General features: G+C 77.0%; 14 protein-coding genes. 5 read left to right on the top strand and 9 right to left on the bottom strand.

From position 1 onward, the window contains the following. Window positions 1–5: 5 nt before the first annotated feature. The 5 genes from E5225_RS13225 to E5225_RS13205 all read right to left on the bottom strand — a co-directional run bounded on the left by E5225_RS13225 (window position 6) and on the right by E5225_RS13205 (window position 14,089). Window positions 6–2,780 carry an FtsX-like permease family protein gene (locus E5225_RS13225; protein ID WP_136225460.1) on the bottom strand — a complete coding sequence of 925 codons (2,775 nt, stop codon included), beginning with the start codon at window positions 2,778–2,780 and terminating at the stop codon, window positions 6–8. Beyond that, entirely contained in the window at window positions 2,777–6,070 is a 3,294-nt protein-coding gene (locus E5225_RS13220) for an FtsX-like permease family protein (RefSeq protein WP_135975443.1), read from the bottom strand. Before E5225_RS13220 ends, E5225_RS13225 begins: the two co-directional genes overlap by 4 nt. Window positions 6,071–6,302: 232 nt before the next feature. After that, window positions 6,303–9,089: an FtsX-like permease family protein gene (locus E5225_RS13215; protein ID WP_136225458.1), complete on the bottom strand. Its 2,787-nt coding sequence runs from the start codon at window positions 9,087–9,089 to the stop codon at window positions 6,303–6,305. Beyond that, window positions 9,086–12,400 carry an FtsX-like permease family protein gene (locus E5225_RS13210; RefSeq protein ID WP_135973217.1) on the bottom strand — a complete coding sequence of 1,105 codons (3,315 nt, stop codon included), beginning with the start codon at window positions 12,398–12,400 and terminating at the stop codon, window positions 9,086–9,088. Before E5225_RS13210 ends, E5225_RS13215 begins: the two co-directional genes overlap by 4 nt. Window positions 12,401–12,601: 201 nt before the next feature. After that, window positions 12,602–14,089, bottom strand: a complete 1,488-nt coding sequence (locus E5225_RS13205) for a class II fumarate hydratase (protein WP_166435942.1) — start codon at window positions 14,087–14,089, stop codon at window positions 12,602–12,604. Window positions 14,090–14,193: 104 nt separating this feature from the next. Here E5225_RS13205 and E5225_RS13200 point away from each other — a divergent pair, with 104 nt between their 5' ends. Genes E5225_RS13200 through E5225_RS13185 form a run of 4 tightly spaced genes read left to right on the top strand, consistent with a single transcriptional unit; the run spans window position 14,194 to window position 18,599 of the window. Further along, window positions 14,194–15,480: an extracellular solute-binding protein gene (locus tag E5225_RS13200; RefSeq protein ID WP_135973216.1), complete on the top strand. Its 1,287-nt coding sequence runs from the start codon at window positions 14,194–14,196 to the stop codon at window positions 15,478–15,480. Continuing rightward, entirely contained in the window at window positions 15,477–16,451 is a 975-nt protein-coding gene (locus E5225_RS13195) for a carbohydrate ABC transporter permease (protein WP_243738187.1), read from the top strand. Before E5225_RS13200 ends, E5225_RS13195 begins: the two co-directional genes overlap by 4 nt. Beyond that, window positions 16,451–17,287: a carbohydrate ABC transporter permease gene (locus tag E5225_RS13190; protein ID WP_135973215.1), complete on the top strand. Its 837-nt coding sequence runs from the start codon at window positions 16,451–16,453 to the stop codon at window positions 17,285–17,287. Before E5225_RS13195 ends, E5225_RS13190 begins: the two co-directional genes overlap by 1 nt. A 34-nt stretch (window positions 17,288–17,321) precedes the next feature. Continuing rightward, the gene (locus E5225_RS13185; protein ID WP_135973214.1) at window positions 17,322–18,599 is read left to right on the top strand and encodes an ABC transporter ATP-binding protein; all 1,278 of its coding nucleotides are present in this window, start codon (window positions 17,322–17,324) and stop codon (window positions 18,597–18,599) included. A gap of 77 nt (window positions 18,600–18,676) precedes the next feature. Here E5225_RS13185 and E5225_RS13180 read toward each other — a convergent pair whose 3' ends face one another. The 4 genes from E5225_RS13180 to xseA form a co-directional block, all read right to left on the bottom strand. Next, the gene (locus tag E5225_RS13180) at window positions 18,677–19,342 is read right to left on the bottom strand and encodes a carbonic anhydrase (RefSeq protein WP_135973213.1); all 666 of its coding nucleotides are present in this window, start codon (window positions 19,340–19,342) and stop codon (window positions 18,677–18,679) included. Next, on the bottom strand, window positions 19,339–20,373 hold the full coding sequence (locus tag E5225_RS13175; RefSeq protein WP_135973212.1) for a carbohydrate kinase family protein: 1,035 nt from the start codon (window positions 20,371–20,373) through the stop codon (window positions 19,339–19,341). Before E5225_RS13175 ends, E5225_RS13180 begins: the two co-directional genes overlap by 4 nt. Beyond that, window positions 20,370–20,699 carry an exodeoxyribonuclease VII small subunit gene (locus tag E5225_RS13170; RefSeq protein WP_135973211.1) on the bottom strand — a complete coding sequence of 110 codons (330 nt, stop codon included), beginning with the start codon at window positions 20,697–20,699 and terminating at the stop codon, window positions 20,370–20,372. Before E5225_RS13170 ends, E5225_RS13175 begins: the two co-directional genes overlap by 4 nt. Window positions 20,700–20,875: 176 nt before the next feature. Further along, window positions 20,876–22,168 carry an exodeoxyribonuclease VII large subunit gene (xseA, locus tag E5225_RS13165; RefSeq protein WP_135973210.1) on the bottom strand — a complete coding sequence of 431 codons (1,293 nt, stop codon included), beginning with the start codon at window positions 22,166–22,168 and terminating at the stop codon, window positions 20,876–20,878. A gap of 151 nt (window positions 22,169–22,319) precedes the next feature. On the opposite strand from xseA, the gene E5225_RS13160 reads away from it, so the two are divergent. Continuing rightward, entirely contained in the window at window positions 22,320–23,357 is a 1,038-nt protein-coding gene (locus E5225_RS13160) for a 4-hydroxy-3-methylbut-2-enyl diphosphate reductase (RefSeq protein WP_135973209.1), read from the top strand. The last annotated feature ends 12 nt before the right edge of the window (window positions 23,358–23,369 follow it).

Below are 23,369 nucleotides of genomic sequence, written 5' to 3'. Positions count from 1 at the left end.
CGGTCTCATCGGTCACCCACGCGCAGCACCTCGCCGAGTCGGTCCCGCCGGCGCAGGCTCCGCTCGACGCCCACCGCGACGACCAGGGCCACCAGCAGCGCCGCCGCCGCGACGGCCACGGGCCACGCCGTCGGCGCCACGCGTCCCGGGCCGGGCAGGCCCGTCACCGTGCCGAGCCCGAGCGCGTCGGCGATCAGCCACGGCACGGCGAGGCCGATGAGGGTGCCACCCACCAGTCCGCCGACGACGAGCGGCGCCAGCTCGCCGAGCGTCGCGGCCCGCGCGGTCGCCGCGTCCAGGCCGAGCGTGCGCAGCGTCGACAACGTCCGTCCGCGCTCGCGGGCGGTGGCGACGACGACGAGCGTCAGCGCGAGCACCACGAGCAGCGCGAGCACCCCGACGCCGGCCGTCTGCAGCGCCACGAGCGACGCCGTCAGCGGTGCGGCCGCCCAGGCGGACCACCAGCCGTGGCGCGACGTGACGGTGATGCCGGTCCGCTGCTGCGGTCCCAGGTCCAGCGCCGCCACGGCGGCGACCGCGCCCGGGCCGGACACCCAGGCGCGGTCGGGGTCGGGGACCGTCACCCCCGCGGCGGCGAGCCGCGCGCGGTCGACGACGGCGACGCCGTCGTCCTCGCTCTCGACGGGCAGGGCGACGCGCGCGTCCAGGGTCGGTGCCCCGCGGTCGGCCTGCATCGTGGTGGGCCCGCGCACGTCGAGCCGCACCACGTCGTGGTGCAGCGACACCTGTGGCGACGCCACCGGGACGTGCTCGGCGGCCCGCTCGAGCAGGTCGCCGGTCACGAGCGCGGGGACGGTGCCCGCGGGGCTGTCGGCGCCGGCGAGCGCCGCGAGGCCCGGGTCGACCGGGAGGCCCTCCGCGGCGCGGACCGCGGCCAGCTCGGCGGCGTCGACCACGAGGACGGTCACCGAGAGCCCCGTGCCCTTCTCGAACGGCCGCGCCGGGAGCTGGACACCGGTCGCGACCGCGTCGACGCCGGGAGCCGCCCGCAGCGCGCCGAGGGCGTCGGCGCCCCGGCCCGGGCCGAGGCGCCCGTCGAGCCGGACGTCCGCGCCGACGTGGACGGACGCGGCCTCCCGCTGCCCGACCCGGGTCGTGTGCGCGAGGACGCCGGAGAGCACGACGAGCGCGACGGCGACCGTGACGGCGAGCAGCGGCGTGAGCGCGGTGGCGGCGCCCTGTGCGCGGGCCACCGCGAGCGGCGCGGCGAGGCCGCGCGCCCGGGCGGCCGGCCGGCCGGCTGCGCGCACGACGGCCGGGGCGACGCGCACGACCAGCAGCGACGCGGCCGCCGCGACGAGCACGGGCGCCGCCGCGAGGAGGAGGTCGACGTCGCGTGCCGCGCCGGGCACGAGGCCCCGGGTGCGCACGGACACGACCGAGGCGACGGCGAGGACGACGACGAGCGCCTCGACGACGACCCGGCGGACCTGCCGGCCCGCCTCGAGGCGGGCACGCACCCGGCGGTCGGCGGGCACGCGGCGCCCCGTCCAGGCGCCCGCGGCCGTCCGGGCGGCGAGGACCGGAGGCGCCAGCACGGCGACCGCGGCGACCGCGAGCGCGACCGACACGGACCCGCGGTGCGCGGGGAGCACCGCGGTCACCACGGCCCACGCGAGCCCGCCGACGGCGAGCACGACCGGCAGTGACTCCGCCAGCGCGCGCAGCACCACCGACGCGAGGGACGCGCCGCGGGCCCGCTCGCCCGCGAGCGCGGCGCGCCGGCGGTCGGCCAGCAGCCCGGCGGCGAGCACGAGGCACAGCGAGCCCGTCGCCGCGAGGCCGACGACCACGAGCGAGGCCTGCGCCCTGGCCGCGGTCAGCCGGGTCTCGAAGGCGCCGAGCACGTCGGGCAGGTCACCCGCGACCTGACCGGTCGTCGCGGCGAGCCGCTCCACCTGCCGCCCGAGCGAGCGGGCGGACGCGAGCGTCATCGAGTCGGCCGCCGGTCGGGCGCGCACGCTCGTGTCCAGGCGCGCCGTCGGGTTGAGGTCGCGCAGGTCCGCGAGCCCCGCGTGGGGCACGTACAGCCCCGCCTGCAGGCCCACCGACGCGGCCTCGTCGGTGGGCATGGCGCCGAGGAGGTCGGCGGCGTCGCGCCACACCGGGGACGCGAGGTCGAGGGGCTCGTACAGCCCCGTGACCAGCACGTACGCCGAGACGGACTCACGCCCCATCGTGATGCGCACCGGGCCGCCCGCGAGGTCGAGGCCGATCTCGGCGGCGGCGGGCGCGCTCAGGCCGGCCTCGACGGTGCGGGGGCCCTCGCCCCCGGGGGGCTGCTGCTCGGCGGGCACGAGCTGCGGTGCCCGGCCCGCGACCCAGCGGACGTGCTCGGCGTCGCGGTCGCGGGACTCGACGACCGTCTCGAGCCGCGTCAGGAACGCACCCGCGGGCGTGCGCGCCTCGAAGGTCGGCGTGCGCAGGGCCGCGACCGGTGCCTCGACGAGGTCGCCCAGCTCGTCGTCCAGCAGGTCGGCCGTCGCGAAGACGGGGCTCACCCGGTCGCTCACGAACGGGCCCGCGTAGGGCGGGAGGCCGACGACGTCGGCGGCGGTGCCCGCGTCGCTCAGCGTCCGGCGCACCGCCTCGTCGGCGCTGCGCTCCATCAGGCGCGGCAGGGCGAGCGTCAGCAGCAGGGTGCCGAGCAGCAGCACGGCGGTGCCGGCGAGCAGCGCGGCGTCCTGCGCGGCCCGGCGGCGCGTGACGAGCAGCGCGTCCCCCGTGGCCGCACGGGCGCGCGTGTGCAGGGTGGTCACCGGTCGTCCCCCAGTCGCAGCAGCGCCCCCGACGCGCGCCGCACGAGCAGCACGGCGACGACGGCGACGGTCAGGCAGGCCGCCGCGGCGAGTGCGCCGGCGGCACCGAGCTGGCCGAGCCACGACCAGACCAGCGCGGGTGCGGGCACCGGGGACCGGCCGTCGGCCGAGACGGTGAGCAGCGGCGCGATGACCGCGGCGAGCCCGTACCCGATCACGAGGCCCGCGGCGGTGCCCAGCGCCACGAGCAGCGCGTGCTCGGCGACCAGCCCGCCCACCAGGGCACCGCGGGGTGCGCCGAGCGCCTGCAGCCGGGCCAGCTCCAGCCGTCGCGAGCGGACCGCGACCGTGGCGCTCGTGCCGAGGCCGACCACGAGCAGGGCCGCGGCCGCCAGGCCCACGAGCCGGAGCGCGACGGGCACGCCCACCCGCAGCGGCCCGCCGGTCGCGACGTCCTGCTCCGCGGTGCGCACGGTGACCTCCCCGAGCCCGGTCTCGTGCAGGGCCGCACCCAGCGCGACGCCGTCGTCGCCGGGCGCAGCGGCGAGCCACCACCCGTCGACGAGGTCCTGGTCGCTGCCGGTCGCGAGCAGCAGGCGCGTGAGGGCCTCCCGGTCCACGAGCACCGACGGTCCGCGCGGAGCCCCCGGCAGGTACGGCACGATCGTGTCCACCCAGAGCGAGACGGACACGTTGCCGACGGTCAGGGCCAGCCGGTCGCGCGGCCGCAGGTCGTTCGCCTCGGCCAGCGCGGCCGAGATGGTGGCGGGGGCGGAGCCCTGCACCCGCCACGTCGTGGCGACGAGGTGGGCGCTGGCGTTCACCATCGTCTCGAAGTCGAACTCGCCCACCAGCCGCAGTGCGTCGCCGGCGCCCTCGCCGGTGACCTGGCGCTCGAGGCCGCCGCTCAGGGCGTGGCCGTCCCAGGCGGCGTCCGCGAGCGGGACGGCGGTCGCCGGGGCGTCGAGCGCCGCGGCGGCGCCCGCACCGACGGAGCGGTCCACCACCCGCACGCGGGTCAGGTCGAGCACGACCTGGTCGGTGGGGGGGCCGGCCCCGGTGTCGTCGGGCGGCGGCTCGAGCAGGGCGAACCGCCCGACGACGTCGTCCACCACGAGCGGGCCGGCGGACGGCGGGATCTCGATCGCGAACGGCTGCGTCGTCCCCGGGTCGATGTACGGCAGCTGCGCGTCCAGCCACGTGCGGACGCCGTGCACGTCCGCGACGACGACGCTGAGGCTGCCCCGGGACGGGACGTGGGGCGTCAGGGTCACGGCCACGTCGAGGACGAGCCACTGGGGGTCGCCGGGCAGCGCGACGTGCGCCGTGCGGTCGTCCGGCGCCAGGGCGGAGGTGGCCGCGCGCCACGACGTGTCCGTGCGGCCGCGGAGCGCCTGGGGGCGCGTGGTGTCGACGGCGAGGAGGTGCACGCCGCGGGTGGTGGCGCTCGCGTCGGCGCCGGCGACCTTGCCGGCGGACGCGGAACGGTCGACGACCGGCTGCGCGCTCGCGCCCGGGTGCGCCGCGAGGACCTGCTGGACGGTCCGGCTGCCGTCGGCCCGGTTCCCGCCGAGCTCGTCGACGCGGACGTCCGTGCCCGTCGCGAGGTCCACCTGCTCGAGCTGGGACAGCCGCCACGTCTGGAGGAAGGACTGCGCGAACACGGCGCACGCGACCGCGAGGACGAGCACGAGCGTGGTGCCGGACGCCGCCGCGGGACGACGGGCGACCTGCCAGGCGGCGAGCGGTGCGACGAGGGAGCGCGAGCGACGGGCGAGCGCGTCGGCGCCCGCGGCGACCGGCTGCACCAGCCGCAGCGCGAGGACCGACGCAGCCAGCGCCACCAGCGCCGGTCCGGTCGCGAGCAGCGGGTCGAGCCGCGGCCCGGCGGGGCCCGCCGTCATCGGCGTGCCGTAGTCGAGCAGCTGCCACAGCGTGACGCCGCCCAGCGCCACGAGGGCGAGGTCCGCGCCGGTGCGCACCATGCCCGCGTGCGCGGACGGCGCGGACGACCCGGCGACGTGCCACTGCGGGACGACGAGCGCCACGGCGAGGGTGCCCGCGACGACGGCGCACGTGAGCACGACGGCGGGCGGCACGCCCACGGGCACGGTGAACCCGGCCGGCGCCAGGGGGCCGGAGGCGACCAGCCACGACCACACGCCGCGCGCGAGCCACGGCGCGGCGGCCGCGCACACCACGGCGAGGGCCAGCGCCTCCAGCACGGCGAGCGAGCGCAGCTGGTGCGGGGCCGACCCGCGCGAGGCGAGCAGCTCACCCTCCGCCGACCGGCGCTCACCGAGCAGCCGGGCCGCCAGCAGCATCACGGTCGTCGCGAGCACGGTCAGCAGCAGGCCGACCACGACGACGCCGACCCGGGTGACCGTGAGCTCACGCCACGCCCCGTCGACGGTGCGGTCGACCGTGGTGCGGACGCTGCCGTAGGCGCCCGTGCCGCGCAGGCTGCCCGAGAGCGCGACCTGCGCGTCGTCGACGGCGGCGCGCATGTCCGCGACCGCGCCGTCGGGCGCGCCGGCCAGCACGGGCTCGACGACCACGTTCGCGGTCTCCACCCGGTCGGCGCCGGCGAGCGCCGCCGGGTCGACGAGCATCGGACCCCACGCGTCGGTGACGAGCCGGCCCCCCGAGCCGGGCACGGGGAACAGCGGGTCGTGCGAGCCGCCGAGCAGCCGGTCGCGCGACCAGGTGCCCGGGCGTCCGGTCAGCTCGTGCATCCCCGTCACGAGCCACTCGTCCGCCGTGGCGCCGGTGGTGGCGCGCACCGGCACCACGGTGCCGACGGTCCAGCCGTACGCGCGCGCGGCGACGGACGGCACCGCGACCAGCAGGCGGCCGGCGTCGTCGCGTGCACGGTCGGGCCAGGAGCCCTCGACGAGCCGCGCGGAGTCGTGCTGCCGCGGCGACGCCGCGGGGTAGGCGAGCGGCGGGCTGCCGCTGGCGGACGCGCCGGGCAGCCGCCACAGCGAGCCGCCGAGCCACGTCTCGTCGTGCGTCTCGAGGGCGCCGGTGACGGCGTGCAGCGCCTCGCGCGCCGCGTCGACCACCGGTGCCGCGTCCTTCTTGTTCACGCGCAGCGCGGCCTCGACGGTCACGTCGTCGCGGTCGGCGCGGCTGAGCGCCTCCTCGAGGGCGTCCTCGGCGCTGCCCAGCAGCAGGAGCGCGAAGGTGCCGAGCAGCGTCGTGGCCACCAGCGTCACGAGCAGGACCGTGGCCACGACCGCGGACTGGTCCCGCAGCCGCCGCGTCAGCACGCGCCCTCGCCAGCCCACGTCGCCACCCCTCGTCACGGCTCGGGGGTCGTCCGCCGGGCCTGCAGCGCGCTCAGGCTAGGAGCCGGGTCGGAGCACCTGGATCGATTCGGCCCGGGAGCCACGTCACGGTACGGACACGGGCGAAACGTTGGGGTGCCGCAGCCGGATGTTCCGGGCGCAGCGGGCGGTGCGCCGCCCGGCGGTGCCGCCGGGCGGTCCACCGGGCGGTCTACCGGGCGCCGTGCACGGCTCATCGGTCGCCGACCCGCAGCACCTCGCCGAGCCGGTCGCGACGGCGCACCAGCTGCTCGACCGCGACCGCGACGGTGAGCGCGGCGAGCAGCGCGCCGGCGGCCAGGAGCACCGGCCACACGGCCGGCACGACGTGCCCGCCGCGGGGGTCGCCGGTCAGCCACGGCAGGCCCAGCGCGTCGGTGACGAGCCACGGCACGACGAGGCCGATCACGGCGCCGCCGAGCAGACCGCCCACGACCAGCGGCGCCAGCTCCCCGAGCGTCGCGGCGCGCGCCGTGCGGGCGTCGAGGCCGAGCGTGCGCAGGGTCGACAGCGTGCGGCCGCGCTCGCGGGACGTCGCGACGACGACGAGGACGAGGGTGAGCACGAGCAGCAGCGCGAGCACGCCCACGCCCGCGGTCTGCAGCGTCGCCAGCGCCTCGGTCAGCGGGTCGCCGGCCCACGCGCGCGCCCAGCCGTCCCGCGTCGTGACGGTGATGCCGGAGGCGGTCGCGGGCGGCAGTCCGAGCGCGTCGACGGCGGCCTCGGCGCCCGGGCCGCTCACCCAGGCGCGGTCCGGGGTGGGCACCGCGACGCCGGTGGCGGCCAGCGCGTCGCGGTCGACGACCACGACGCCGTCGTCCTCGAGGGGGACGGGCGCGGCCGCGCGGGCGTCGAGCGGCGGCGCGCCCCCGTCGGGCAGCAGGTCGGTGGTGCCGCGCACGTCCACGGTGACGGCGTCGTTGACGACGCCGATGCGCAGGCCGCCCTCGGTCGGGTGGGCCGCGAGCCGCTCGACGAGCGCCGGGCTCAGGAGCGCGGGCACGGGGGTGCCGGCGTCCGTGCCGGGCGTGCCGAGCGCCGCCAGGCCCGGGTCGACGGGCAGGCCGCGGGCCGCGCGGACGCGGGCGAGCTCGGGGGCGTCGACCACGAGGAGGGTCGCGCTCAGCCCCAGGCCGGACCCCACCGTGCGTCCGGTGAGCTGGTTGCCCCGCACCACCGCGTCGACGCCCGGCGCGTCGGGCAGCGCCGCGAGCGCAGCCCGTCCCACCTCGCGGTCGAGGCGTCCGTCGAGGCGGACGTCGGCGCCCACGCGCAGGTCCGCCGCGTCCTCCTGGCCGGCGCGCACGCTCTGCACGAGCGTGCCGGACAGCACCACGAGCGCGACCGCGACCGTCACGGCGAGCAGCGGCGTCACGGCCGTGGCCGCGCCCTGCGCCCGCGCCGCGGCGAGCGGTGCCGCGAGGCCGCGCGACCGGGCGGCGACCCGGCCCGCCGCCCGGACCGCCGCGGGCGCGACGCGCACCAGGACCAGCGCGGCCGCCGCGGCGGCGAGCACCGGGGCCGCCGCCAGCAGCGGGTCGACGTCACCGTCGCCCACCGGCACGAGCCCGCGTCGGCGCACCGAGACGACGGCGGCCGCGGCGAGGACGACCACGAGCAGCTCGAGGGTGACGCGCCGCGCCGTGCGCAGCGTCGCGAGGTGCGCGCGCTCCTCCGCGTCCGTCGGCACCCGGCGGCGCGTCCACGCGGACGCGGCCGCGTGCGCGGCGAGGACCGCCGGCGCGAGCACCGCGACGGCCGCGACCCCGACGGCGACCGCCGCGGTGCCGGTCGCGCCGGGCAGCGTCGCGAGGACCACCGCGACGGCCACGGCGGCGGTCAGGAGCACGAGCGGCACGGTCTCGGCGAGCGCCCGCACGACCACCGACGCGAGCGACGCACCGCGCGCCCGCTCGGCCGCCAGCAGCACCCGGCGCCGCCCGGCGAGCAGGCCGCCGGCGAGCACGAGGCACAGCGCGGCCGTGGCGGCGATCCCGATGATCGTCAGCGACGCCTGCGCGCGCGCCGCGACGAGCCGGGCCTCGAAGGCGTCGAGCACCGCGGGCAGGTCGGTGCTCACCCGGCCGGACGTCGCGGCGACGTGCAGCACCGTGCGCCGCAGCGCGCGCAGGTCGGCGAGCGTGGCGTGCGTCGTGTCGACGGGCGCGCGCACGGTCGTGCGCAGCTGCTCCACGGGCACGACGGTCGTCAGGTCGGACACCACCTCCGGCGGCACGTAGAGCCCCACGAGGGTGTCGACGTCGGACGCCGTGCTGACGGGCACGACGTCGACGAGCTCGGGCAGGTCCCGCCACGCCGTGTGGCCCGGGTCGAGGGGCTCGTACAGCCCCGTGACGACGAGCAGGGTGTCGACGCGGTCACGCGTCCGGCTCCGCTCGACGAGGAACGGTCCGTCGTCCACGCGCACGCCGAGGGTCTGCGCTGCCGCGGCGCTCATCCCCACCTCGACGCGCGAGGGCAGGTCGGGGCGCTCGGGGCCGGGGAGCAGCTCCTCGGGCACCGGCTGCGGCGCGGTGCCGGCGACCCACCGCACGAGGCCTGCGTCGCGGTCCTCGTCCTCCACGGGCAGGACGAGCGCGACCCGGCTGAGGAACTCGTGGCGCGGACCGGGCACGACGAACGTCGCCGACCGCGCGGACGCGGTGCGTGGGCCGAGCCCCGTGGGGAACTCGGCGGCGAGCCACCCGGCGGTCGCCGATGCCGGCCCCAGCAGGTCGCGCGCGGTGCCCTGCGGGCTGGCCACGACGTCGGCGGCCGTGCCCGCGCGCTCGACGGAGACGCGCGCAGCGCTGTCGGCGGCGCGGTCGACGAGCCGCGGCAGCGCCAGCGCCAGCAGCAGCGCCCCGAGCAGCAGCAGCGCGGTGCCGGCGAGCAGGCCCGCGTCCTGCGCCGCCCGCCGCCGGCCCAGCAGCAGGGCGCCGGCGGTCGTGGCGCGCACGCGGGTCCCCGGGGTCGTCATCGGTCGTCCCCCAGCCTCAGCAGCGCACCTGTCGTACGCCGCACGAGCAGCGTCCCGACGACCGCGACGGTGACGCACGCGCCGACCGCGAGCGCGCTCACGAGCCCGCCCTGCGCGAGCCAGTCCCACACCACGCGGGGCGGCGGGAGCGGGCGCCGCCCCTCCGGCGACGTCGTCAGGACCGGCCCGACGACGTGCCCGAGGAGCGCGCCGACGGCGAGCCCGGCGGCCGCGCCCAGGCCCACGAGCAGGGCGTTCTCGAGCACGAGCGCGCGGACGAGGGCGCGCCGGTCGGCGCCGAGCGCCTGTAGGCGGGCGAGCTCGAGCCGCCGCCCGCGCAGCGCCACCCCGGCGCTCGCGCCCATGCCGACGAGGACGAGCACCCCCGAGGCGAGCGTCACCAGGACGAGGGCCACGGGCACGGCGACGCGCAGGGGGCCGCGGGTCGCCGCGGCCGCGGCGTCGGCACGGACGGTCACCTCGCCGGCCGCGGCGGCCACCAGGTCCGCGCCGACGGCGCGGGCGTCGCCGACCCGCGGCGCGGCCACCCACCACCCGTCGACCTGCTGGGAGATGCTGCCGGCGTCGGCCAGCGCACGTGCGAGCGACCCGGAGTCGACGAGCACGTCCGTGCCGCGCGGCGTACCGGGCAGGTGGGGCACGACGCGCGCGACCAGCGCCCGCACGCGCGTCTCTCCGACCCTGAGCACGACGGCGTCGCCCGTGCCGAGCGCGAGCTCGTCGGCGAGCGGCCGCGCGAGCACGGCGGGCACACCTCGCGCCGGCTCCCATGCCGTCGCGGCGAGCGTGCCGCCCGCGTCGGACCACGTGCCCGTCAGGTCGACCCGCCCGCCGATCGTCGTGGCGTCGGGGGCCTGCGGGCGCAGCCGCAGCGGCGCGTCGTCGAGCGCCGTCGTGGCGGTGCCGCCCCAGCGGACGGCCCCGATCGCGACGGGGGTCGACGGGACGGTCCCGGCGTCCAGCCAGTCCGCGTCCTGCGCCCGGTCCACCGCGCGCACGGACGTGAGCGCCAGGTGCACCTCGTCCTCCGAGTAGCCGCCGCCGGGCGGCGCCGCCGGCTCCTCGACCACGACGCGCGCCGTGACGCCCACCAGCTCCACGGGCAGGGCGAGCGCCGGCACGCCCATCGCGACCTCGAGCGGCGCGTCGAGGGCCGGCAGCGTCGCGTGGGTCCACGCGTGCACGCCGCGCGCGTCCCGCAGGGCGAACGACAGGAACACCTGGCCGGTCGCGGGCAGGGTGGCCGTGGGGGTGACGTCGAGGACGATCCACCGCGGGTCGCCCGGCAGCGGCACCGGAGCGGTCAGCGACGGGTCGTCCTCGGCCGGCGGGGGTGGTGGGGCGAGGTCGGCGAGCACGTCCGCCCACGGCACGTCGGTGCGCCCGCGCAGCAGCTCGGGCCGCGTCGTGTCGACGGCGACCAGGTGCGCGTCGCGGCCGGAGGCCGTGACGTCGTCGCCGGCGCTGACGGCCGCGCCGATCATCGCGGTGCGGTCGAGGACCGGGACCGCCACGGCGCCCGGGTGCGCCGCGAGCACGTCGTCGACGGTCCGGGCGCTCGCGACGCCGTCGCCGCCCAGGTCGTCGACGCGCACGTCGGCGGCGACGGCCAGGTCGACCTGCTCGACCTGGGACGTGCGCCACGTGGCCTGGAACGACTGCGCGAACGTCGCGCACCCCACCGCGACGGCGAGCACGAGCACGGCGCCCGACGCCGTCGCGGGCCGGCGCGCCACCTGCCAGGCGGCGACGGGCCCGACGAGGGAGCGGCTGCGCCGGGCGAGCGCGTCGGCCGCGGCGCCGACGGGCCGCACCAGCCGCAGCGCGAGCACGGCGCCGCCGACGGCGACGAGCGCGGGTGCCACGGCGAGCACCGGGTCCACGCGGGGCACGCCGCCGGGCAGCGGCCCGCCGTACGAGAGCAGCTGCCACAGCGCGACGGCCGCGACGACCACGAGCGCGAGGTCCGCGCCGGCACGTGCGAGGCGCGCCCGCCCGGCGCGGGTCGACGCGGCCGTGCGCCACTGCGGCAGCACGACGGCGACCGCCAGCACGGCCGCGACGACCGCGCACGTCGCGACCGCGGCGAGGGGCGGGACCGCCGGGACGCGGAAGCCCGCGGGGCCGAGCAGCCCGCGGGACACGAGCCACCCGTAGGTGCCGAGCGCGAGCCAGGGCGCGACGAGCGTGGTCCCGGCCGCGAGCGCGGCGGCCTCGAGGGCGGCGAGCGAGCGCAGCTGGCGTGCGGCGGCGCCGCGCGAGACCAGCAGCAGGCTCTCCGTGGCGCGGCGCTCGCCGAGCAGACCGGCGGCGAGCAGCATGACGGTCGCCGCGAGGACGCCCAGGAGCAGCCCGACGACGACGACGGCGACCCGGGTGACCGCCAGCTCGCGCCACGTCGCGTCGATCGTGCGGTGCACGACCGTGCTGACGCGGGCGTTGGCGGGCGTGGCGTCGAGGGCCGACGTCATCGCGAGCTGTGCGTCGTCGACCGCGGCGCGCAGCGCGGCCACGGCCCCGCGCGGCGCCCCCGACAGGCGCGGCACCACGGTCGTCTGCACGGTCTCGACGGCGCCCGTGGCCGTGAGCGCGCCGGGCGCGACGAGCATCGGCCCCCACCCGTCGGTCGTCACGACGCCGCCCCCGCCGGGCACCGGGTGCCGCGGGTCGTGCATCCGCCCGCCCAGGCGGTCGCGGTCCCACGTGCCGGGCGGGCCGACGAGCGCGTGCACACCCGCGACGACCCACGTGTCGGGGCCCTCGCGCGGGCCGGCGCCCGCGGCGATCTCCGTGCCGACCGCCCAGCCGTACTCCTCGGCCGCGACGGCGGGCACGGCGACGAGCAGCCGCCCGGCGTCGTCGCGCGCGCGGTCCGGCCACGCGCCCGCCACGAGCTCGACGTGCTCGGGCGCGGCGGGGTAGTCGGCCGCGTACGCGAGCGGCGCCATGCGGTCCTCGCGTGCCAGGCCGGGCAGCCAGTGCAGCCCGCCGGTGAGCCAGACCTGCTCGTCGGCGTCCAGCGCGCCCAGCACCCGGCCGAGCGTGTCGTGCGCCGTGGCGAGGACGGACCCGACGTCGCCCCCGTTGACGCGCACGACCGCGTCGATCCGCACGTCCTCCTCGTCCGCCCGGTGCAGCGCCTCGTCGAGGGCGTCGTGCGACGCGCCGTCGAGCAGGAGCGCGAACGTGCCGAGCAGCGTCGTGGCGACGAGCGCGACCAGCGTGACCGTCGCGACGACCGCCGCCTGGTCCCGCAGCCGGCCGGTCAGCACGCGCAGCCGCCAGCCCACGTGGTCCCCCCCTCGCGTCGGCCCGGGCGACGTCGCCCGGCGTGGTCGCGACCAGGCTAGGGACCGGCCCGCGGGCGCAGGGGCGCGTGCGGGTCACGGTCCGGACACGGGCGAAACGTTGGGGTGCGGTCGCAGAAACTTTCTGCGCCGGACGACGACGGCCCGCCCGGTGGTACCGGGCGGGCCGTCGGGTCGAGCGGGTCAGGCCTGCGGCGGGCGCGTCATCGCCAGCACGTCGAGCGCCGCGTCGAGCTGCTCCAGCGTGAGGTCCCCGCGCTCGACGTGGCCGAGGTCGATCGTCGCCTGGCGGACCGTGACGCCCGCCTTCACGGCGTGCTTCGCGATGGCCGCGGCGGCCTCGTACCCGATGACACGGTTGAGGGGCGTGACGATCGACGGCGAGGACTCGGCCAGCTCCCGGGCGTGCGCCACGTTCGGCGTCAGGCCGGCGACCGTGCGGTCCGCGAGCACCCGCGAGGCGTTCGCGAGCAGCCGCACCGACTCCAGCACGGCCGACGCGATGACGGGGATCTGCACGTTGAGCTCGAACGAGCCGCTCGCGCCCGCCCACGCGACCGTCGCGTCGTTGCCGACGACGCGCGAGCAGACCATCAGCACGGCCTCGGGCACGACGGGGTTCACCTTGCCGGGCATGATCGACGAGCCCGGCTGCAGGTCGGGGATCGCCAGCTCGCCGAGGCCCGTGTTCGGGCCCGAGCCCATCCAGCGCAGGTCGTTGCAGATCTTCGTCAGGCTCACCGCGATGGTGCGCAGCGCGCCCGACAGCTCGACGAGCCCGTCGCGCGAGCTCTGCGCCTCGAAGTGGTCGCGCGCCTCGGTCAGCGGCAGGCCCGTGTCCTCGACGAGCAGCGCGATGACCCGCTGCGGGAAGCCCGCCGGCGTGTTGATGCCCGTGCCGACGGCCGTGCCGCCCAGCGGCACCTCCGCGGCGCGGGGGAGCGCGGCCTGCAGCCGCTCGACGCCGTAGCGCACGGCAGCCGCGTAGCCGCCGAACTCCTGGCCGAGGGTCACCGGGGTCGCGTCCATGAGGTGCGTGCGACCGGCCTTGACGACCTCGGCCCACGCGGACGCCTTCTCCGCGAGCGCACCCGCGAGGTGCTCGAGCGCCGGCACCAGGTCGCGCACGACGCCGGCGGTGGCGGCCACGTGCACCGACGTCGGGAAGACGTCGTTCGAGGACTGCGACGCGTTGACGTGGTCGTTCGGGTGCACGGCGCGGCCCAGCCGGCGCGTGGCCAGCGTCGCCAGGACCTCGTTCGTGTTCATGTTCGAGCTCGTGCCCGAGCCCGTCTGGTAGACGTCCACGGGGAAGTGCGCGTCGTGCACGCCGCTCGCGACCTCGTCCGCCGCGGCGACGATCGCGTCCGCGACGTCCTGCGGGAGGACGCCGAGCTCGGCGTTCGCGCGGGCCGCGGCCTTCTTCACGCGTGCGAGCGCCTCGACGTGGCCGCGCTCGAGCGTGCTGCCGGAGATGGGGAAGTTCTCGACCGCGCGCTGCGTCTGCGCACGGTAGAGCGCGTCCGCGGGGACGCGGACCTCGCCCATCGTGTCGTGCTCGATGCGGTACGCGGGCTGCGCGTCGGCGGACGAGCCGCCGGAGCGGGTGTCGGGGGAGGTGGCCGACCCGTCGGGGCCAGCCGCGACGTCGGGACCGGTGCTGGAAGCCATGGCCCGATCCTCCCACTCCGAGGGCCGGCGTCCGCTCGGGTGGCGGGACCGGCCGACTGGTAGTCGGATGGTCTTCACCCCGTCCCGGGAGGAAGGTGGCGACGGTGAGACGACGAGCAGCGTTGCTCGCCACGGCGGCTCTCGTGGCGCCGCTCGCTGCGTGCGCGACGGCCGAGGCCGGGCCGCCCACGCTCACCTGGTACATCAACCCGGACTCCGGCGGCCAGGCCGAGATCGCCCGGCAGTGCACCGAGGAGTCCGGCGGCGAGTACCGGCTCTCGACGACGCTGCTCCCGCGGGACGCCCCCGGGCAGCGCGAGCAGCTGATCCGGCGGCTGGCGGCCAACGACGCGTCGATCGACCTCATGAGCCTCGACCCGCCCTACATCCCGGAGTTCGCGAACGCGGGGTTCCTGGCGCCGGTCCCCGCGGACGTGGCCGAGGCCGTGACGCAGGACGTGGCGGAGGGGGCGATCGCCGGCGCGACGTTCCGCGACGAGCTCGTCACCGTGCCGTTCTGGGCCAACACGCAGCTGCTCTGGTACCGCCGGTCGGTGGCCGAGGCGGCGGGCCTGGACATGACGCAGCCGGTCACGTGGGACCAGGTCGTGGAGGTCGCGGCGGCCCAGGACGTCACGGTCGCCGTGCAGGGCGTGCGCGCCGAGTCGCTCACGGTGTGGGTCAACGCGCTGGTCGAGTCGGCGGGCGGGCAGGTGCTCGAGGACGGTGAGGACGAGGACCCGGCCGACGTGCGGCCCACCCTCGACTCCGAGGCGGGCCGCCGCGCAGCCGAGGTGATCCGGAACCTCGCGGACGCCGGCGTGGGCGGCCCGCAGCTCGCCAACGCGAACGAGGACGTCGACGCGAGCATGTTCGAGGCCGAGAACGCGGGCTTCATGGTCAACTGGCCGTTCGTCTGGCCGCGCGCGAAGGCCGCCGTGGAGGCCGGGACCCTCGACCCCTCGGTGGTCGAGGACTTCGGCTGGGCCCTGTACCCGCGGGTCGACGAGGGCGAGGAGTCGCGCCCGCCGTACGGCGGCATCAACCTCGGCGTCGGGGCGTTCAGCCGGCACGTCGACCTCGCGTTCGATGCCGCGCAGTGCATCGCGGACCCGGCCAAGCAGGCGGCGTACTTCGTCACCGACGGCAACCCGCCGTCGAGCCTCGTCGCGTTCGACGACCCCGCGGTCCAGGAGGCGTTCCCCATGGCGGACGTCATCCGCGAGTCGCTGCAGAACGCGGCGCCGCGCCCGCAGACGCAGTTCTACAACGAGGTCTCGTCCAGCCTGCAGCGCACGTGGCACCCGCCCCGCGCGGTCAGCCCGGACACCAGCCCGCGTGACGCCGACGAGCTCATCCGAGCCGTCCTGACCGGGGAGGCGCTGCTGTGAGCTCTCTCGCCGGGGCACCCCCGGCCCTCGCGAAGGACGAGCGCCCGCGCGGGCGCAGCGCCCGCAGCGGTGCCCCGCGCCGCTCCGACCGCGCCCGTCAGGAGGCGCGCCTCGGCATGATGCTGTGCGCGCCCGCGGTGCTCGTGCTCGTCGCCGTCGTCGGCTACCCGATCCTGCAGGCCGTCTGGGACTCGCTGTACAGCTACCGCCTGACCAACCCGGACGCGCGCGCGTTCGTGGGCCTCGACAACTACCTGCTCATCCTGTCCGACCCGCTCTGGTGGCGTGCGCTCGGCGTCACCGTGCTCATCACGGTGGTGACGGTCGCCGTCGAGCTCGTCCTCGGGTTCGGCCTGGCCCTGGTCATGAACCACGCCCTGACGACGCTGCGGCCCGCGCTGCGCACCGCGATCCTCATCCCGTACGCGATCATCACGGTCGTCTCCGCGTTCGCGTTCCTCTACATGTTCGACATCACGAGCGGGTTCGTGAACGCGTGGCTGCCGTTCGTCCCCGACGACACCGACTGGTTCGCGTCGTTCGGCTCGGCGGTGAGCGTCATCATCCTGTCGGAGATCTGGAAGACGACCCCGTTCATCTCGCTGCTGCTCCTGTCGGGCCTGGCGCAGGTGCCCGGGGACCTGGCGGAGGCCGCGAAGGTCGACGGCGCGACCGCGTGGCAGCGGCTGTGGCGCGTGACGATCCCGAACATGAAGGGCGCGATCATGGTCGCCCTGCTGTTCCGGTCGCTCGACGCGTTCCGCATCTTCGACAACATCTTCATCATGACGAACGGCGCCGCGGGCACCGAGTCGGTCGCGTTCCTGGCCTACCGGCAGACCATCCAGCGCCTGGAGATCGGCGTCGGGTCGGCCGTGTCGGTGCTGCTGACGATCCTCGTCGCGCTGATCGCCGTGCTGTTCGTCAAGGGGTTCAACGTGAACCTCGCCGCGTCGACGAGGGGTGGCTGATGACCGCCGCGCGCACGAGGATCTGGTGGTGGGTCGGGGGGCTCGCCATCATCCTGTACTGCCTGTTCCCGGTCGCCTGGATCGTCTCCCTGAGCCTCAAGGCGCCGTCGGACCTCGACAACGGCTCGTTCCTGCCCACGCGCGTGACGTGGCAGAACTACGAGCTCATCCTCACCGGCGCCGCGTCGGACCTGTTCCTGCCGGCGCTGCGCAACTCGGTCGGCATCTGCCTCATCGCCACCGCCATCGCGGTCGTGCTGGCCGCGCTCACGGCCTACGCGGTGGCACGGCTCGACTTCCCCGGCAAGGCGTTCGTGCTCGGGCTCTCGCTCGCGGTGTCGATGTTCCCGGTGATCTCGATCGTGACGCCCCTGTTCAACATCTGGCGCTCGATCGGGCTGTACGACACGTGGCCCGGCCTGGTGATCCCGTACCTGTCGATCACGCTGCCGCTGTCCATCTGGACGCTGTCGGCGTTCTTCCGCGAGATCCCGTGGGAGATGGAGCAGGCCGCGCAGGTCGACGGCGCCACCACGTGGCAGGCGTTCCGCAAGGTGATCGTCCCGCTGGCCGGCCCGGGCGTCGCGACGACGGCGATCATCGCGTTCTTCCTCGCCTGGAACGACTTCGTCTACGGCATCTCGCTCACGTCCACCGAGGCCGCGCGGCCGGTGCCCGCGGCGCTCGCGTTCTTCACCGGCGCCTCCCAGTTCGAGGAGCCGACCGGTGCGACGTCCGCCGCCGCGGTCATCGTCACCATCCCTGTCGTCGTCCTCGTGCTGCTGTTCCAGCGCCAGATCGTCGCCGGGCTGACCCAGGGCGCGGTCAAGGGCTGACGCCCGCCGCCCGTCCCGCGTAAGGAGTGCGCAGATGGCCGCGATCACGCTGAGCCACGTGGTGAAGAAGTACGGCGACGGCTTCGCGGCCGTCAACGACGTCAGCCTGGACATCAAGGACGGGGAGTTCGTCATCCTCGTCGGGCCGTCCGGCTGCGGGAAGTCGACGCTGCTGCGGATGATCGTCGGCCTGGAGGACATCTCCGACGGCGAGATCCTCATCGACGGCGACGTCGTCAACGACAAGGCGCCGCGCGACCGCAGGCTCGCCATGGTCTTCCAGAACTACGCGCTGTACCCGCACCTGACGGTGTTCGAGAACATCGCCTTCCCCCTGCGGCTGGAGAAGGGCAAGTACTCCGACGACGAGATCCGCCGCCGCGTCGAGAAGGCCGCCGACACCCTCGAGCTGCGCGAGCACCTCGACCGCAAGCCCGCGAACCTGTCCGGCGGGCAGCGGCAGCGCGTCGCGATGGGCCGCGCGATCGTCCGGGAGGCGCGCGCCTTCCTGTTCGACGAGCCGCTGTCGAACCTCGACGCGAAGCTGCGCGGTCAGATGCGCACCGAGATCGCGCGCATGCAGCGCCGGCTCGGCACGACGACCGTGTACGTCACGCACGACCAGACCGAGGCGCTGACACTGGGCGACCGCGTCGCGGTGCTCCGCAAGGGGGTGCTCCAGCAGGCGGCCAGCCCCCGGGCGCTCTACGAGCACCCGGTCAACCTCTTCGTCGCCGGGTTCATCGGCTCCCCGCCGATGAACTTCCTGCCCGGGCAGGTCGAGGGCGACGTGCTGCGCATGCCGCTCGTCGACGTGCCGCTGTCGGACGAGCTCCGCCGCCGGATCGGCGACCGCGAGCTCGTCATCGTCGGCCTGCGGCCCGAGCACCTCGAGGACGTCGACACCCTCGAGGAGGCGATGGTCGCCAAGGGCGTCACGTTCGAGGCCGACGTCGACGTCGTCGAGTGGCTCGGTGCCGAGCTGTACGCGTACGTGCCGTTCGAGACGCGCGAGGAGGTCGCCGGCACGCTCGAGGAGCTCGACCGCGACCTCGACGGCGAGGGCATGCGGACCCAGCTCGTCGCCGCGCTCGGGGCGGAGAGCCGCGCACGGGACGGCGACGTCTCGGAGCTGTGGTTCGACCCGACGCGGCTGATGGTGTTCGACCCCGAGACGGGCGACAACCTCACGTACGACGAGGAGGCGGCGCGCGCCGCCGACGCCGAGAGCGAGTCGGAGCGGGCCCGCGCGCTGGAGCGGGTGCAGAAGCGCGCCGACCGGCGGGCGGAGAGCAGCACGCCGGCGGCCTGACGCCGGGGGCCTGACCGGTCGGCTTTGTGCCGGCGTCCGCGGCGGTGTGCCGCCGACGACGGGCCCCGCCCGCGCGGTCAGGCGGGGACGGGCGCGGCGTCCGGCTGGACGCCGATGTCCCCGATGACGTCGGCGAGCCGCGCTCGGCCGTCGGCGAGCGTGTACTCCACGGCGACGATGGCACAGCGGCCCTCGGCGACCGCGTCGGCGAGGGACACCGAGTACCCGTGCAGCGTCTTCGCGGTGTGCAGCACGTGCTCGTGGCCGAGCTCGGCGGCGTCGAACGAGTCGAGCGGGCGCCCGTTCTGGGACAGCCCGATGATCGACGGGATGACGCGGTCCACGACCGCCTGCACGAACCCGGCGGGCATCTGCCCACCGTGCAGCACGTCCGAGGCGGCCGCGACGGCGCCGCAGCGGTCGTGCGCCAGCACCACGACGAGCGGGGCGCCGAGCACCTCGACGCCGTACTCGATGGACCCGATGACGGTCGTGTCGAGCACGTGCCCCGCGGTGCGCACGACGAACACGTCGCCGAGCCCCTGGTCGAAGATGATCTCGGCGGCCACGCGGCTGTCGGAGCAGCCGAACACCACCGCGAACGGGTGCTGCTCGGCGCTGATCTCGGTGCGGCGGTCGATGCCCTGCGACGGGTGCTCCATCCGGTCCTCGACGAAGCGGACGTTGCCCGCGGCGAGCGAGGCCCAGGCCTCGGCGGGCGTCAGGGGCGGGACGGTGGTCATGCTGCTCCTCCGGTCGGGGCGTCGGTGGCGGCGTCGGTGGCCGCGTCGGTAGCGGGGTCGGTAGCGGCGTCGGCGAGCGCGGCCGCCAGCACGGCCGGGTTGTCGAGCTCGGCGGACCGCGGCGGGTTCGCGCCGCGGCGGGACACGGTGATGGCGGCGATGCGCGCGCAGCGCGCCAGGACGTCCTCGACGGTGGCCGCGGCGACGTCCTGCAGGGCCGCGCGGCGGTCCGCGCCCAGCAGCCCCGCGGACCACAGGCCGTCGACGAGCCCCGCCATGAACGAGTCCCCGGCGCCGACGGTGTCCACGACGCGCACGCGCGGCGCGGCGACCTGGAGGCGCGCGCCGGCGGCCGTGCACGCGAAGGCGCCGTCGCCCCCGTGGGTGACCACGACCAGCGCGGGCCCGTTGCGGCTCCAGTCCTCGGCGACCTCCGCCGGCGCCACGCCGGGCAGCAGCCACGCGAGGTCCTCGTCGCTGACCTTGACCACGTCGGCGGCGCGCACCAGGCGCTCCACGACCGGCAGCACGTCCCCGGGGTCGCCCATGAGGGCCGGGCGCAGGTTGGGGTCGTAGGTGACGGTGGACGTGGCACGGCGGGCCTCGAGCAGGTCGGCGACGCGACTGCCGCCCGGCTCCAGGACTGCGCCGATCGAGCCGGTGTGCACGACGAGCGCGTCGTCGTCGTCCTCGTCCCACGCGCCCGGCAGGTCCCACTCGAGGTCGAAGTCGTAGGTCGCGACGCCGTCCGCGTCCAGCCGCGCCGTGGCGACCGGCGTCCGCACCGGGGTGCGGTCGCCGACGAGCACGCGCACGCCCGAGCCCTCGAGGTGCCGGCGGACGAGGTCGCCCTCGGCGTCGGGCGCCAGCCACGTCAGGAGGTCGGCGCGCCGGCCCAGCCGGGCGAGCCCCACCGCGACGTTCGCGGGGCTGCCGCCCGCGATCTCGTCCCGGGTGCCGTCCTGCCGGTGCACCACGTCGACCAGCGCCTCGCCCACGACGAGCGCGCGTCCCTGCCCCGCCACGCTCACGACGCGTCCGCGTCGCGCGCGCCGCCGGCGTCGCGTCCCTCGCCGCGCGCCGCGGCGAGGCGCTCGCGCGCCCCGTCGAGCCACTCCTGGCAGCGCGCGGCCAGGGCCTCGCCGCGCTCCCAGAGCGCGAGCGACTCCTCGAGCGTCGCGGCGCCGGTCTCGAGCCGGTCGACGACGCGGGCGAGCTCGTCGCGCGCCTGCTCGTAGGTGAGGGCCGCCGGGTCGGGTGCCGCCGGGGAGCCCCCGGAGGCGGGAGCGCGGTCCGGGCTGCGGTCGGTGGTGCTGGCGGAGCTGCGGTCGGGGCTGCTGTCGGTCGGGCGTGCCACGGGCACAGTCAACCAGCAGCCCCGGACACCGGCGCGGCGCCGTCCGCGCGCCGGGCGCCCTCCGCCGGCTGCCCCGCTGTGCGACGGCGGCTGCTGTCCGGTGGCGCCCGGCCCGGGCGGGCGGCGCGTCCGACGGGCCCGGCACGCCCGCGCGGGTCCGCGTCGTACCCGGTGCGTCAGCGGTCCACGGTCGCCGCGACCTCGCCGTCGGCGAGCCGCACGCGCAGGGCGTCGCCGGCCGCGACGTCGTCGGGGGAGCGCACGACGTGGCCGTCCGCACGCTGCACGACGGCGTACCCGCGCTCGAGCGTCGCCGCGGGCGACAGCGCGCGCACCTGCGCCGCCAGCCGACCCACCTCGCCGGCCGCCCGGCCGAGCGCGCCGTCGAGGATCCCGCGCCCGCGGTCGACCGCCCGGTGCAGCCGGACCTCGTGCGGGTCGACGAGCGTCCACGGCTGCGCGAGGACGGGCCGCGAGCGCAGCTGCGCGAGGTGGTGCTCCTCGCGCGCGAGCCGGTGCTGCAACGCGGCGTGCGCGCGCGTGCGGGCCTGCACGAGGCGCGCCCGCTCCTCGGTGACGTCCGGCACGACCCGCTTGGCCGCGTCCGTCGGCGTCGAGGCCCGCAGGTCCGCCACCAGGTCGAGCAGAGGGGAGTCCATGTGGTGGCCGATCGCGCTGACCAGGGGCGTGCGGCACGCGGCGGCGGCGCGCACGAGCGTCTCGTTGCTGAACGGCAGGAGGTCCTCGAACGACCCGCCCCCGCGCGCGACGACCACGACGTCCACGCGCGGGTCGGCGTCGAGCTCGGCGATGGCCGCCGTCACCTCGGGGACCGCCGACGGGCCCTGCACGGTCACGCGGCGGACCTCGAACTGGACGGCGGGCCAGCGGGCGCGGGCGTTCGACACGACGTCGTGCTCCGCGTCGCCCTGCTGCGCGCACACGAGCCCGATGACGCCGGGCAGGAACGGGAGCGGCCGCTTGCGGCTCGCGTCGAACAGTCCCTCGGCCGCGAGCACGCCCTTGAGGTGCTCGATGCGCGCGAGCAGCTCGCCGAGGCCGACGAGCCGGACGCGGTCGGCGGAGAAGCCGAGCGAGCCCTTCTTCGGCTGGAACTGCGGCTTCGCGTGCACGACGACGTGCGCGCCGTCGTGGAACCGCTCGCCGAGCGACATCGCCGCCACGGCGGGCAGCGTCACCGACAGCGACATGTCGAGGTCGGTGTCACGCAGCGTCAGGAACAGCAGCGAGTTCCACCGGCGCAGGTTGAGCACCTGCCCCTCGACCCACACGGCGGGCATCCGGGCGACGTAGTCCGCGACCTTGGGGGCGAGGTGGCGCACGGGCCAGGGGCGCTCCGGCGTGGTCTCCCCGGCCTTGAGGGGCAGCGGCAGGCGCTCCGGCGCGGCGTCCGCCGTGCCGTTCGCGCCGCTGCGCTCACCGGTGCCCGGGCTGCTGTCGACGTCCACCCCACCAGCCTGCCGCACTGCACCGACGTCCCCGTCCGGTCGGCGGGCCGGACCGCCCGGCCGGCGCGCCCACACGATCGCCACGACGTGCCCACCCGAGCGGCACCAGCGTCCCCGGGAGTGCGCGCGGGCGGCCACCTAGACTGGTGCGGTGACTTCTCCCGCGACCGACCGGCCCGACGTGCGCCGACGCGTGCTGCTCGCTGCCCCGCGCGGCTACTGCGCGGGCGTCGACCGTGCCGTGGTCGCCGTGGAGAAGGCGCTCGACCACTACGGCGCGCCGGTGTACGTCCGCAAGGAGATCGTGCACAACAAGTTCGTCGTCGAGACCCTCGCGGCCCGCGGCGCCGTCTTCGTCGACGAGACGGACGAGGTGCCCGAGGGCGCCCGCCTGGTGTTCTCCGCGCACGGCGTCTCGCCGGCGGTGCGGGCGTCCGCGGAGGCCCGCAGCCTCCAGACGATCGACGCCACGTGCCCCCTCGTGACCAAGGTGCACAAGGAGGCCGTGCGGTTCGCGTCGGACGACTTCGACATCCTGCTCATCGGCCACGACGGGCACGAGGAGGTCGAGGGCACGCAGGGGGAGGCGCCGCAGCACATCCAGGTGGTGAACTCACCGGACTCGGTCGACGCCGTCGTCGTGCGCGACCCGGAGCGCGTCGTGTGGATCTCGCAGACGACCCTCTCGGTCGACGAGACGATGGAGACGGTGCGCCGGCTGCGCGAGCGGTTCCCGCTCCTGCAGGACCCGCCGAGCGACGACATCTGCTACGCGACGCAGAACCGCCAGGTCGCGGTGAAGAAGCTGGCGCCGGCGTGCGACGTCGTCCTGACGGTCGGGTCCGCCAACTCCTCGAACTCGGTGCGGCTCGTGGAGGTGGCGCTCGACTCGGGCGCCCGCTCCTCCTACCGGATCGACAACGCGACCGAGATGGACCCGGCGTGGTTCGACGGGGCGGTCACGGTCGGCGTGACGTCGGGCGCCTCCGTGCCGGAGGTGCTGGTCGACGAGGTCCTCGCCCGCCTGGCCGAGCTCGGCTTCGGCGACGTCGAGGAGGTCCGCACCGCCACCGAGGACCTCATGTTCTCGCTGCCCCGCGAGCTGCGCGCGGACCTGAAGGCCGGCGGCGCCCCGGACCCGCGGCCGCGCCGCGGCGGGCGCCGCGCCCTGTCCGTCCAGCCCGTCTGACCCGTCCGGCGT

The organism is Cellulomonas shaoxiangyii, from assembly GCF_004798685.1.
GTDB classification, from domain to species: Bacteria; Actinomycetota; Actinomycetes; order Actinomycetales; family Cellulomonadaceae; genus Cellulomonas; species Cellulomonas shaoxiangyii.
The sequence above is the reverse complement of the archived record's forward strand: the minus strand, read 5'-3'. Positions and strand labels throughout refer to the sequence as shown.